We start from the raw sequence: 12,560 nt of genomic DNA, 5'->3' as shown, positions 1-12,560 counted from the left end.
CAAGAATTGAACGAAAGGGTGGCGGCCGTCACCGGCGGGGCTCGACGAGGCCGAGCCGCTCGCTCAGCCACTCCAGGGCCTTGGGCAGGACGGCGTTGGGCACCTTCCACGCGTGGCCCACGCCGGGCACGGAGTGCATCTCCACCTTCATGCCGGCGGCTTTGGCGGCGGAGGCCGTGGCGTTCATGTAGCCCGTGTAGGTGGCGTCCGCGGCCCCCGCGGCGAAGTAGACCGCAGAGTTCGGGTACCGGTTCTTGCGCAGGAGCGTCAGGGGCGTCTGTGCGTCGAAGGCCGCGGCGTCCCCGCCGAACGCCTCCGCGATGGTCTTGTTGCGATCCGCGTAGATGCCCGGCTCCTTCTCGCCGCTCATGACGATCGCGGACGGGAACTGCTGCGGGTGAGCCGTGGCCATCTGGAGGGCGCACGTGCCGCCGAAGGAGAAGCCCGCGATGGCCCAGCGCTGGGGGTTCGCGTCCACCGCGAGGGTCGAGCGCGTCCACTCCGGGATGTCCTTCGACAGGTATGTGCCGGCCTTGGCGATGCGCGTGTCCATGCACATGTTCTCCGTGTCGTCGGGTCCGGTGACGTCCGGCATGACGACGACGGGGGCCAGGCCCTTGTGCGCTGAGGCGTACGAGTCCATGATCTTGGCGATGTTCCCGGGGCCCAGCCACTGATTCGGGTTGCCCGGCTGGCCGGTGAGGAGGATGAGCACCGGCAGCTCGGGGCGGTTCTTGGCCCGGTAGGCCGGCGGCAGGTAGACGTACCCCGTGCGGGCCACGAACCCCGACGCCTTGCCCGGAATGTCCACGGAGTAGATGAGCCCCTTCGTCGGCAGGCCCTCCGGCTCCTTCCAGGTCCTGGCGACGGGCGCCTCCCCATGGGACTTCTGCTTCTCCTTGACGCGCGCGTGCATGCGTGTCGCCGCCTCCGGCAGAGGGCGGACGGCGGCGCTTCCGGCGCCCGTGATGTCGCCGCCCGTGAGGTAGAGGCCGTAGTAGGCGTTGATCTGGACCGCCGCGGCGAGGACGACGAGCGCGGCGGCCACGGGGGAGAGGATGCGCCGCCACCAGCGGCCCAGGACGAGGGCCACGAGGGCCAGAAGGACCGCCGCCACAGCCCACCAGGCAGCCAGGAAGACCTCGGCCGGGAAGGGCCCGTCCGCGAGGCTCGTGTACCGCTCGATGAGCCAGGCCGCGGCCCACGTGAGGCCCCCGCCCAGCGCGGTGACGATGAGGACAACGACCCACCAGCGCCGCCGTCGGCGCAGCACGAGGAGGAGGGTGGCGAGCCCCGCGAGGCAGAGGACGGTCAGGGGGACGGGGCCGTCGACGACGTCCAGGGGCGTGAACCAGGAATCGAACCAGGCTTTCATGGGCGGCTGTCCTTGCGGCGTCGGGTGTGTCTCTCTGGCGGTCCAGGACATCAGCGGTGATGGCGCGCCCGCCGCCCAGATTTTATCGCAGTCGCCGCTGAGCGCTACGGCGGTGTGGCTCAGGCGTGGTGGCTACACTGCCGGATGTAGGCCATAGTCCCCCAGGAGGCAATGCCATGACGGTGTCAACACCCACTGAACGGTCCCAGCGGATGCGCGCACCCTTCGCGGCGGGGGCCTGCATCCTCGCGGCGGCGCTCCTGGCGGGGTGCGGACCGTCGTCGCCGGATCCTGGAGCCTCGCCGGGCGCTCCGACGAGTCCCAGCGCGTCCGCCTCCCAGACCCCGGGAGCCCCGCGCTCAGGAGCCTCGGGATCCGACGCCCCGAGCCCCAGCGCGTCCGCCTCGCCTTCCGCGGCCCAGACGCCCTCGGCGCGGACGACGACGACAGCCGCCGCACCTGCGCCCAGTGACGCCGCGCAGGACCCCGTTCCCTCCGCCGCCCCGCGGCCCCCGGCCCCGTCCCAGACGCCCGTCGCGCCGATGTCCCCTGCGGGCCCCGACACGGCGTGCGTGGGCAAGGCCCACGTCTACACGGACCTGGCGAACGTCTCGTGCGAGCAGGCCAAGCGCACGGGCGACCTCATCGCGGCGGGCTCCTACAGGACGTTCCCGGGGGAACCGGGCAAGATCCTCGTCTCCAACAGCACCCTGTGCTTCATGGACCCGGCGGACCTCACGCGGCCGCGGGCGGGCGGCTCGGAGTGCGGGTGGTTTGAGCCGGGGAAGCCGGGCACGGACGTCTTCGACGGCCGCTTCACCATCACCGCGCGCTGACCGGGCCGGCGGCCCCGGCCTGGCACGCTCAGACGGCGGGAGCCGCCCGGGCGGGGCGCGCGCAGCGGATCTCGGCGCATGCGGTGGATTGTCAGGTGGGCCTGATGGGATAGGAGGCGTCCACAACTGATCCCCTCACGACACGTGGAGGCCCCATGAATCTCGCAGAGCAGCTTGTTGAGCAGCTGGTCAACGTCGGCGTGCGCCGCATTTACGGCATCGTCGGCGACAGCCTCAATCCCATCGTCGACGCCGTCCGGAAGACCGGAGGCTCCGCCCAGGGCGGGATCGACTGGATCCACGTGCGCCACGAGGAGGCCGCCGCGTTCGCCGCCGCGGCTGACGCGCAGCTCACGGGCGAGCTCGCGGTCTGCGCGGGCTCCTGCGGCCCGGGCAACCTCCACCTCATCAACGGGCTCTACGACGCCAACCGCAGCGGCGCCCCCGTCCTGGCCATCGCGAGCCACATTCCGAGCAACCAGATCGGCCAGGACTTCTTCCAGGCGACGCACCCGGAGAAGCTCTTCGACGAGTGCTCCGTGTACTCCGAGATGATCATGTCCGCGGACCAGTCGCCTCGCGTGGTCAAGGCGGCGATCTCGCACGCGCTCGGGCGCGGAGGCGTCGCCGTCGTCACGCTCCCCGGAGACATTGCCGGGCTCGACGCCACGAAGCCGACCCCGGTGTTCACGCGGCCCATGGCCGGCGTGCTGGCCCCGTCCGCGGAGGCCGTCCAGGCCGTCGCCGAGGCCGTCAACGAGTCTAAGCGCATCGCCGTGTTCGCGGGCGCGGGCCTCGAGGGGGCGCACGACGAGCTCGTCCGCTTCGCTGACCTCGTGGGCGCTCCCGTGGGCCACTCGCTCCGCGGCAAGGAGTGGGTGCAGTACGACAACCCCTTCGACGTCGGCATGACCGGCCTGCTCGGCTACGGCGCCGCTGCGGCCGGGATGGAGGACGCGGACCTGCTCCTGCTCCTCGGCACGGACTTCCCGTACGACCAGTTCCTCCCGGAGGGCACCCGGACCGTCCAGGTGGACCGCCGCCCCGAGGTCATCGGGCGCCGCATGACGGTGGACCTGCCCGTTCAGTCGGACATCCTCCCGTTCCTCCAGGCCCTCCTGCCGCTCGTGGAGAAGAAGAAGGACACCTCCTTCCTCAAAAAGACGCTCAAGAAGCATGAGCGGCTCATGACGAAGTCGGTGGGCGCCTACACGCGCAATGCGGAGAAGCTCATCCCCATCCATCCCGAGTACGCGGCGTCCATCCTCGACGAGCTCGCGGCTGATGACGCGATCTTCACCGCGGACACGGGCATGTGCAACGTCTGGACGGCGCGCTACATCACGCCGAACGGCCGGCGCCGCCTCATCGGGTCCATGCTCCACGGCTCGATGGCCAACGCGATGCCGCACGCGATCGGCGCCCAGGCGGCGTACCCGGGCCGCCAGGTCATTTCGGTCAGCGGGGACGGCGGCCTGTCGATGCTGCTCGGCGACTTGACGACCCCGGTGACCTACAACCTGCCGGTCAAGGTCATGGTCTTCAACAACTCGACGCTCGGCATGGTCAAGCTCGAGATGCTCGTGGACCAGCTCCCGGACTTCGGCGTGGACGTGCCGGACACGCACTACGCGAACATCGCCGCGGCCATGGGCATGAAGTCCGAGCGGGTCACGGACCCCAAGGACCTCCGCCGCGCCATCGGCGAGTTCCTGAGCCACGACGGCCCGGCGCTGCTCGAGGTCATGACGGACCCGAACGCGCTCTCCCTGCCCCCGGAGATCACCCCGGAGCAGGTCTTCGGGTTCGCGACGGCCATGAGCAAGGTCGTGCTCAACGGCGGCGCCGGTGAGGCAGTGGCCATGGCGAAGTCCAACCTCCGCAACATCCCGCGCTGGTAGAACCCCGCCGCGCCGTCTGCCCCCTCGTCTGGCGTCTGCCCCCCGCAATGTCGGTGGCATACGCCAGACGAGGGGGCATTTCTTTGGGCGGGCACGGAGGGCGACGACGACCCGCCCGGAGTGACCCCCGCCCGCTAGGATGCGGCGGCGTGGCGGCGGGCCCGGGCCGCCCGGAGGCGCTCCACATGCCGGCGCGCGCCGAGCCGCGTCAGGCCCCGCGCCGTGCTCGTGCCGACGATGAGGCCCACGGCGATGGCCACGACGGCGGCCGTCGTCGTCGTCACCAGAGCCCACGAGTCCCGAGGATCCACGCCCAGGCGAGCCATGGACAGCAGCCCCAGGGACCCGGGGACCAGGAGCCAGAAGCTCGGGAGGAAGAGCACGAGGCGGGGGACGGTGGGCCGCCATGCCGCCGCGAGCCAGGAGAGGAGGCTCGCGACGATCGACCCGACGAGCATCGCCGCCCACGTGGGCCCCGCCGCCACGACGAGCACCACCCACTGGGCGATGTACGTGAGGGTCAAGACCACGAAGACGAGGCCCGCGATCCGCCACGGCACGGACTCCTGGAGGCAGATTCCGAGCGAGAGCAGGGCGATGCCCGCGAACGGCAGGACGGGGCCGATCTCGTCCACCCTGGTAGCCGTCCACTCGGACGGGGGGACGCCGAGGAGGGCGGCCGCGGCGGCGATGCCCACCGCGAACATCAGGAGCACCGTCGAGCCGTACATGAGCCGGGAGGCGCCCGCGGTCATCTTCCCGGCCACGAGCTCGGACAGGCCCGTGACGATGAGCGCGCCGGGCAGCAGCACAGCCACGGGAGGCAGGAGGCTGCGCAGCGGGGACGGCAGCCAGCCCGTGCGCGCGAGCCAGAACGCGGGCACCGCCACGGCGAAGGACGCGAGAAGGGGAAGCACGGCGCTCGGGATGGCGCCCCTGCCCGCCAGGCGCATGAGGGCGACGACGACGGGGCTGACCGCCGTGGCGAAGATCACCGCGTGCCAGGACGGCTGGAGGAGGGTCGCGATGCCGAAGGAGATGGCGAAGCCCCCGAGATACATGCCGAGCACGGGGAAGCGGGGCCGCTGCGTGCGCAGGGCGGACAGGGCCGCGAGGGCCGCCGCGGGCGTCATCCCGCCGGTGGAGAGGCCGTGCTGGACGGCCGCCACCCGCAGGGACTGGTCCAGGCGGAGGCCGCCCTCGACGTTCTCGTAGGTCGCCGGCTCACCGGGGCCCAGCGCCACCCAGACGCCATTGGGGTCGCTGCGGACCTGGGCCCGCGGGTAGCCGATGCCGCGCGCCGCCATGACGACGTCCACCTCGACCTCGTGGGCCGCGGCCCCGCCCGCCGTGTGGGCCGCGGCGAGATAGGCGAGGAGCGTCCGGTCGTCCGTGGCTGCGCCGTGCTGGGCGGCGCCGGGGCGCGTGGGCTCGGGCGAGTGGGTGTCCACCGGGGTCCTCCGGTCCGTCAGGGCGGGGACGCCGCCGGGCTTGAGTGTCAGTGGAAGACGACGGTGCGCTTCCCATCGAGAAGGATACGGTGCTCGGCGTGCCAGCGGACGGCCTGGGTGAGGGTGCGCCCCTCGACCTCGCGCCCCATCTCCACGAACTGCGCCGCGGAGTGGTGGTGGCTGACGGGGATGGTCTCCTGGGCGATGATCGGCCCCTCGTCGAGGTCGTCGGTGACGTAGTGGGCCGTGGCGCCGATGACCTTGACGCCTCGCTCGTGCGCCTGGTGGTAGGGCCGCGCTCCTTTGAAGCTCGGCAGGAAGGAGTGGTGGATGTTGATGGCGCGGCCCGCGAGGCTCTGCGCGAGCTGGGGGCTGAAGATCTGCATGTAGCGGGCGAGGACGACGAGCTCGACGTCCAGCTCGGCGATGAGCGCCTCGAGCTGCGCCTCCGCCTCCGGCTTCGTCTCGCGGGTCACGGGGATGTGGTGGAAGGGCACCCCGTAGAAGGTCGCGAGCTCCGAGAGACCCGGGTGGTTGGAGACGACCGCCGCGACGTCGATCGGCAGGGACCCGGCCCGCTGCGCGAAGAGGAGGCGGTTGACGCAGTGCTCGTCCGTCGAGCCGAGGATGAGCGTGCGCATGCGGGCGCTGTCCTCCCGGATGCGCAGGTCCATCGTGAACTCCCCGGCGGAGAGGGCGACGGCGGCGCGGAGGCCCTCGGCGGTCTGCCCCGCGGGCGCGTCGACCGTGACGCGCATGAAGAACGCGCCGGTGTCGGGGGAGGAGAACTGCTGCGACTCGACGACGTTGCAGCCGGCCCGGACGAGGTCGCCCGTGAGCCCGTGGACGATCCCGGGGCGGTCCGGGCAGGTGAGCGTGATGGTGAAGCGGGGATCAGGAGGCATGGACATGACCCCCAGGCTAGGCCGATAAACTGGGGGATGGACGCAAATACACGACGACGGCCCAGTATCTGGGCGCTGAGGGGGGCGAGTGCGCGCGCGCATTCTTGACGGGACCAAGGCCGCAACTGAGATCAAGGCTGACCTGGCGGCCCGTGTGGCGGTGCTCGCAGAGGCGGGGCTGCGCCCGGGCCTGGGCACGGTGCTCGTGGGGGAGGACCCTGCGAGCCAGAAGTACGTGGCCGCGAAGCACAGGGACTGCCAAGAGGTGGGCATCAACTCCATCCGCTGCGAACTGCCCGCCGACATCACCCAGGAGGACCTCGAGGCCGAGCTCAAGCGCCTCAACGAGGACCCGGAGTGCCACGGGTACATCGTGCAGCTGCCGTTGCCCGCGCACTTGGACACGGACCGCGTCCTGGAGCTCGTGGACCCGGACAAGGACGCGGACGGGCTCCACCCGATCAACCTCGGTCGGCTCGTCCTCAACGCCAACCGGTCCATCACCACGCCTCTGCCGTGCACCCCGCGCGGCGTCATCGACCTTCTCGTGCGCAACGGGGTGGATCTCGGCGGCAAGCACGTCGTCGTCATTGGGCGGGGGGTGACCGTGGGCCGCCCGATCTCCCTCCTGCTCACGCGCCGCGACGTCAACGCGACCGTGACGCTGGTCCACACCGGAACGCGGGATGTCGCGGAGGAGGTCCGCCGCGCGGACGTCGTCGTGGCCGCTGCAGGCGTGGCTCACATGATCCGTCCGGATTGGGTCAAGCCGGGCGCCGCCGTCCTCGACGTGGGCGTCTCCCGCACCGCTGACCCTGTGACGGGCCGCCCTCGCATCTCCGGCGACGTGGATCCCGAGGTCGCCGAGGTGGCGGGCTGGCTCTCGCCCAACCCCGGCGGCGTCGGTCCTATGACGCGGGCCCTCCTCCTGACGAACGTCGTGGAGACGGCGGAGCGGGCCCTCGCCTCCCAGCGCGCGGGCGCCGGGGATACGGACGACGACGCCCCCGCGCAGACTTCCCCGAATGCTCAGACGAAGGACGCCTAAGTGACCACTCCACTCGCACCGGGGCCGCAGGCCCGCTCCGCTCACCCGCGCACGGCGGGGCTGACGCTTCGGATGAGCAGCGTGCTCTTCGCCATCATGGTCGTGGTGTTCCTCGTGGCGATCGTCTTCGCCGCGAACAGCAGTACGTTCATCGGCTGGCTCGTGGCCATCATCTTCGGCGGCTGGCTCGCGATCTTCGCCTTCCTCGTCTTCACGCTCCGGGCTGCCGCGAAGAAGGCGGGGGCCGCCCTGGACTCGGCTCAGGAAGAGCTCTCGCGGCAGCGCGCGGGCCGGGCCCCGGCCGCCGGCACGAGCGTCGTGGGGGAGCGGGACTCGCTGCTCGACGAGAAGCTCGACCACAGCTTCAAGATCGTCGAGGTCCAGAAGCGCGTCATCGCGGACGAGCGCGCCAAGGGCGCGGCTGCGGACGAGGACGTGATCGAGCGCGCTCTCGAGACCATCGAGATCACCGCGAGCAACGCCCGGGACATGATTCGGCCGGACCGCAGGCGCGGCTCCTCCGAGACCATCACGGGCACGGTCCTCTAGGGTTGACGCTGTGACTTCCGAGATGACGAACCAGCCCGCGCCCTCCCCGAAGCGCCCCTGCGTCGCCCCGCGCATCGGCGCGAACGGCAAGGCCGCCAAGGATCTGACGCTCGAGGACGTGGACCCCGTCACCGTCCAGGCCGCCCCGGACGCGCTGCCGAAGGACGCGGGTGCCCTGCGCATCGCGAGCGTCAACGTCAACGGGCTCCGGGCCGCGTGGCGCAAGGGCATGCCGTACTGGCTTGAGAACCGTGACGTGGACATCCTTGCCCTGCAGGAGGTCCGCGCGCCGGACTCGATCGTCCGCGAGTACCTCGCCGACGGCTGGCACATCCTCCACGCGGAGGCCCAGGACAAGGGGCGCGCCGGCGTCGCCATCCTGTCCCGCACGGAGCCCACGGCCACGCGCGTGGGCGTGGGGGACTCCTACTTCGACGCCTCGGGGCGCTGGGTCGAGGCCGACTTCACGGTGGGCGGGCAGACCCTCACCGTGGTGAGCGCCTACGTCCACTCGGGCGAGGTCGACACCCCCAAGCAGGTGGACAAGTACCGCTTCCTCGACGCCATGGTCGCGCGCCTTCCGGAGCTCGCGGCCGACGCGGACAACGCGCTCGTCGTCGGAGACCTCAACGTGGGCCACACCGAGCTCGACATCAAGAACTGGCGCGCCAACCGCAAGAAGGCGGGCTTCCTCCCCGAGGAGCGCGCGTACTTCGACCGCTTCTTCGGCGAGCTCGGCTACCACGACGTCGTCCGCCGCCTCGCCGGGGACGTCGAGGGTCCCTACACGTGGTGGTCGCAGCGCGGCCAGGCGTTCGACAACAACGTCGGGTGGCGCATCGACTACCACATGGCGTCTGCCGACCTCGCGGACCGCGCCCTCCGCTTCGCCGTGGACCGCGGCGCCCGGTGGGACACGCGGTTCACCGACCACGCGCCCCTCGTCGTCGACTACCGATTCTGACCCAACGCACACAGACCTGAAGGACCCCCAGATGAACCAGAAGCCTCGCGTCCTCTCCGGCATGCAGCCGAGTGCTGACTCGCTGCACCTCGGCAACTACCTCGGCGCCCTCAAGCCGTGGGTGGCCAGCCAGGAGAGCCAGGAGAACTTCTTCTTCATCCCGGACCTGCACGCACTGACGTCGTCGTTTGACCCGGCCACGCTCGCGCAGCGCACCCGCACCACGGCGGCGCAGTACATTGCGGGCGGCATCTCGCCGGAGAAGACCGTCCTCTTCGTGCAGTCCCACGTCCCGGAGCACGCCGAGCTCATGTGGGTCCTCTCCACGCAGACGGGCTTCGGCGAGGCGTCCCGCATGACCCAGTTCAAGGACAAGACGGCCAAGGGCGGAACCGAGGCGGCCAACGTGGGCCTGTTCACCTACCCGATCCTCATGGCCGCCGACATCCTGCTCTACCAGCCGGACCGGGTCCCGGTCGGGGATGACCAGAAGCAGCACGTCGAGCTGACACGGGATCTCGCGCAGCGCTTCAACCACCGCTTCGGCGAGGTGTTCAAGGTCCCCGAGCCGTCCATCCCCGTGACGGGCGCCCGGATCTACGACCTCCAGAACCCCACGTCCAAGATGTCCAAGTCCGCGCCCAGCCCGGCCGGCCGGATCGACATTCTCGACGAGGACGCGGTCATCGCCAAGCGCATCAAGTCCGCCGTGACGGACGCCGGGTCCGAGATCCGCTTTGACCGCGAGGAGAAGCCCGGCGTCTCGTCCCTCCTCGACATCCTCTCCACGGTCACGGGCACCCCCCTCCCGGCGCTCGAGGAGCAGTTCGCGGGCAAGATGTACGGGCACCTCAAGGTGGCGGTGGCCGAAGCCGTGGTCGCCGAGGTCGGGCCCGTGCGCGAGCGCGCCAAAGAGCTTCTCGCGGACCCGGCCGAGATGGACCGCATCCTCGCCCAGGGCCGGGACCGCGCCCGCGCCACAGCCACAGAGACCCTCGACGCCGTCTACTCGGCCGTCGGCCTCCTGCGCCGGGGCTAGCCGCTCGCCGCATGGGTCAGGAGAGCGCGCGCCGCGAGGGTGGGGCCCCGGAACAGGGGCTCCCCGCGTCGAGCGCTGCCCAGGCCCAGGGGCACGCCCACCTCGCCGTGCCGAACGCTGGGGCGGGGTGCCGCCCGGCGGTGACCGTCGGCGTCGTCATCTCCCTGCCCGAGCGCCTCACGGAGCGAATCCGCGCGATCAAGTGCGCCTACCCGGGCCCCGAGGCGGGCATCCCGCCGCACATCACCCTCGTCTCGCTCGCCGCGTGCTGGCACGAATGGGCTGACGTGGAGCGGCACGTCCGGGCCGTGGCTGCGCGGCACGAGCCGTTCCGCGTGGAGCTCGGGCCCGCCCAGACGTTCCTGCCAGTCTCCCCGGTCACCTACCTGTCCGTGACGCGGGGGCAGGACGCGCTGCAGGACCTTGCCGAGGAGATGCGATCGGGGCCGCTCGCGTTCGAGCCGGCCTTCCCGTTCGTGCCCCACGTGACCCTCCTCCACCCTGGCACGGAGACACAGCTCAGGGACCTGGCCGCGGCACACTCAGACTTCGCCGACGCGTTCACAGTGACTAGCATTGGTCTGTACCAGCAACTCCCCGACGCCCGTTGGGCCCATCGAGAAGAGATCCCCCTTGCCACGAACTCGCAGGCTGCGCAGCGATAGAAAGACCTACCCCGTCCAAGAGAAGGCGGAGCAGACAAGCCCCACCCCGCTGGACCCCGCACAGCTCAATGTGGAGGTGCTCGAGCGCAAGGCGGAGCTGTCCAAGGCGAAGCGGGACGGGACGTCCACGCTCGGGCCCACGCTCAAGCTCTTTCTCGCCCGCCTCAACCAGTCCAAGCCCATGCGCTCCTGGACGCTGTACTCCCAGCGGCATGGTCCCCTCATGGCCGCAGGCAGCGCCTACAACATGTTCTTCTCCGTGGCGGCCCTCCTCGTGGCCGGGTTCTCCATCCTGGGCCTCCTCGCCGCGGGCAACACGGCCCTGCAGGACCTGGTTGTCGAGTCGGTCTCCAAGACGGTGCCCAACCTCATCGACACGGGCAACGGCGGCCTCGCCACCAAGGAAGACCTGTTCGACAACGCGAAGGGCGGCTACAGCCTGGCCCTCGCCATCTCCATCGCCACGACCCTCGTCACCGCGCTCGGCTGGATCAACGGGCTCCGCGAGGGCATGCGCGGGGTGTTCGGGCTGCCTCCGATCAAGCTGAGCTTCCCCGTCCTCAAGGCCCGTGACCTCGGCACCCTGCTTCTCCTCGGCGTGGCTCTCATCCTCACGACAGCGGTCGGCTCCATCTTCACCGGGCTGACCCAGATGATCATGGACTGGCTGCGGCTGGACTCCGGGTTTGCCCGGCTCGTCATCCAGGTGGCCGGCTTCGTGGTCATGCTCGCCCTCGACGCGGTGGTCGCGTACATTCTCTTCCGCGTGGCATCCGGCATCAAGATGTCCCGCAAGGCCGTCGTCGTCTCCGCGCTCATCGCGGGTCTCGGCTCCACGCTCCTGCGCCTCTTCTCCGCCCAGATCCTCAGCGGGGCCACGAAGAACCCGCTCCTGGCGCCGTTCGCGGTCATCCTCGGCCTGTTCATCTGGTTCTACTTCCTGAGCCAGGTGTACCTGCTGTCCACGGCCGTGGGGCGCGTGCTGCACTCGGACGAGGAGCTGCGCCGAGAGAGCCACCTGGACCCGCACAAGCCGTCGCTGCTGCGGCGGGCCAAGACAGGCAAGCGCGACCTTCAGGCGTCCTGACGCACGGGTCAGCTCGCACAGCGCGAGAAAGGCCGCCCGCCCCGTTGACGGGGTGGGCGGCCTTTCCGTTTGGCGGGCAAGAGCGCCCGCGTGAGTCAGTGCGAGAAACGGGCGCGGAAGGCGGTGAGGCCATCGCCCTCAAGCTGCTCCAGGCCCGCCTCCCGGCCGCACAGGGCCAGCAGGAGGGGGAGCATGGGGCCCTTGACCTCAGGGCCCTTGGAGCCGAGGGACCACGGCTGATCCGTCGCCGTGAAGCGCAGGCCCTTGCGAAGATCGCGGAGGCGCTTTGAGTGGGGCCGCTTGGACACGGAGGCCGCGAGGCTGAAGAGGTTGTCCTTGGACGGCTCGTACTCGAGGCCCAGGGGGATCCGGATGTCGGCCGAGTGAATCATGATCTCGGCGAGGGCGTCCTCGGGCTTGAACGTGTCGGACTCGCGGCCCATGGCGGCGCGGTACTGCTCGAGCGTCGTGGACGGCGGGACGTGCGTGCCGGAGGAGACGACGGTGTCGTTGAGCTGGGAGAAGTTGAAGCCGTGGCGCACCAGCGCGAGCACGGCCTCCTTCTTCGTCACCTGGAAGCCGCTGATGAGGTGAACCACGAGATTCTGGACCGTCCACTTGCTGCAGAGCGAGCGGGTGGCCCACTGGGCGTTCGTGAGGCCGGCGAGGTCCTCGGCCAGTGCCTCGCGCTCCTTGATGACGCGCGGCCACATGACATCGGGATTAGCCATCGGGGTCTT

The 12,560-nt window shown here is 70.7% G+C and carries 12 protein-coding genes; 8 read left to right on the top strand and 4 right to left on the bottom strand.

Going from position 1 to position 12,560, the window contains the following annotated elements:
* Nucleotides 1–28 precede the first annotated feature (28 nt).
* Nucleotides 29–1,375 carry an alpha/beta hydrolase gene (locus J2S35_RS03170; protein ID WP_309849740.1) on the bottom strand — a complete coding sequence of 449 codons (1,347 nt, stop codon included), beginning with the start codon at nucleotides 1,373–1,375 and terminating at the stop codon, nucleotides 29–31.
* A 176-nt stretch (nucleotides 1,376–1,551) separates the two neighbouring features.
* On the opposite strand from J2S35_RS03170, the gene J2S35_RS03165 reads away from it, so the two are divergent.
* Together J2S35_RS03165 and J2S35_RS03160 are read left to right on the top strand one after the other, a co-directional pair.
* Complete coding sequence (locus J2S35_RS03165; RefSeq protein WP_309849737.1) at nucleotides 1,552–2,211, top strand: hypothetical protein; 660 nt, start codon at nucleotides 1,552–1,554, stop codon at nucleotides 2,209–2,211.
* A 155-nt stretch (nucleotides 2,212–2,366) separates the two neighbouring features.
* Complete coding sequence (locus tag J2S35_RS03160; RefSeq protein WP_309849735.1) at nucleotides 2,367–4,112, top strand: pyruvate dehydrogenase; 1,746 nt, start codon at nucleotides 2,367–2,369, stop codon at nucleotides 4,110–4,112.
* 134 nt (nucleotides 4,113–4,246) lie between these two features.
* Here the strand turns inward: J2S35_RS03160 and J2S35_RS03155 are convergent, their stop codons facing one another.
* Both J2S35_RS03155 and purU read right to left on the bottom strand, forming a co-directional pair.
* Nucleotides 4,247–5,563 (bottom strand): threonine/serine exporter family protein, encoded by a 1,317-nt coding sequence (locus J2S35_RS03155; RefSeq protein WP_309849732.1) that lies wholly within the window; start codon nucleotides 5,561–5,563, stop codon nucleotides 4,247–4,249.
* 47 nt (nucleotides 5,564–5,610) lie between these two features.
* Nucleotides 5,611–6,474, bottom strand: a complete 864-nt coding sequence (gene purU / locus J2S35_RS03150; RefSeq protein WP_309849728.1) for a formyltetrahydrofolate deformylase — start codon at nucleotides 6,472–6,474, stop codon at nucleotides 5,611–5,613.
* 82 nt (nucleotides 6,475–6,556) lie between these two features.
* Here purU and J2S35_RS03145 point away from each other — a divergent pair, with 82 nt between their 5' ends.
* From J2S35_RS03145 to J2S35_RS03120, 6 genes are all read left to right on the top strand, one after another.
* Nucleotides 6,557–7,516: a bifunctional methylenetetrahydrofolate dehydrogenase/methenyltetrahydrofolate cyclohydrolase gene (locus J2S35_RS03145; RefSeq protein ID WP_309849725.1), complete on the top strand. Its 960-nt coding sequence runs from the start codon at nucleotides 6,557–6,559 to the stop codon at nucleotides 7,514–7,516.
* Nucleotides 7,517–8,065, top strand: a complete 549-nt coding sequence (locus tag J2S35_RS03140; RefSeq protein WP_309849723.1) for a hypothetical protein — start codon at nucleotides 7,517–7,519, stop codon at nucleotides 8,063–8,065.
* A 154-nt stretch (nucleotides 8,066–8,219) separates the two neighbouring features.
* Nucleotides 8,220–9,029, top strand: coding sequence for an exodeoxyribonuclease III (locus tag J2S35_RS03135; protein ID WP_380084203.1), 810 nt, complete (start codon nucleotides 8,220–8,222; stop codon nucleotides 9,027–9,029).
* A 31-nt stretch (nucleotides 9,030–9,060) separates the two neighbouring features.
* Nucleotides 9,061–10,068: a tryptophan--tRNA ligase gene (trpS, locus tag J2S35_RS03130; RefSeq protein WP_309849720.1), complete on the top strand. Its 1,008-nt coding sequence runs from the start codon at nucleotides 9,061–9,063 to the stop codon at nucleotides 10,066–10,068.
* Nucleotides 10,069–10,079: 11 nt separating this feature from the next.
* The gene (locus J2S35_RS03125; RefSeq protein WP_309849717.1) at nucleotides 10,080–10,733 is read left to right on the top strand and encodes a 2'-5' RNA ligase family protein; all 654 of its coding nucleotides are present in this window, start codon (nucleotides 10,080–10,082) and stop codon (nucleotides 10,731–10,733) included.
* Nucleotides 10,702–11,820, top strand: coding sequence for a YihY/virulence factor BrkB family protein (locus J2S35_RS03120; protein ID WP_309849714.1), 1,119 nt, complete (start codon nucleotides 10,702–10,704; stop codon nucleotides 11,818–11,820). The genes J2S35_RS03125 and J2S35_RS03120 overlap by 32 nt, the downstream gene beginning before the upstream one ends.
* A gap of 95 nt (nucleotides 11,821–11,915) precedes the next feature.
* Here J2S35_RS03120 and J2S35_RS03115 read toward each other — a convergent pair whose 3' ends face one another.
* Nucleotides 11,916–12,551, bottom strand: a complete 636-nt coding sequence (locus J2S35_RS03115; protein WP_309849711.1) for a maleylpyruvate isomerase family mycothiol-dependent enzyme — start codon at nucleotides 12,549–12,551, stop codon at nucleotides 11,916–11,918.
* Nucleotides 12,552–12,560: the final 9 nt, after the last annotated feature.

Origin of the sequence: Falsarthrobacter nasiphocae, from assembly GCF_031456275.1 — a bacterium.
Classification (GTDB): Bacteria; Actinomycetota; Actinomycetes; order Actinomycetales; family Micrococcaceae; genus Falsarthrobacter; species Falsarthrobacter nasiphocae.
Note: the sequence above shows the minus strand (reverse complement) of the source record. Positions and strands in the feature narration are given on the sequence as shown.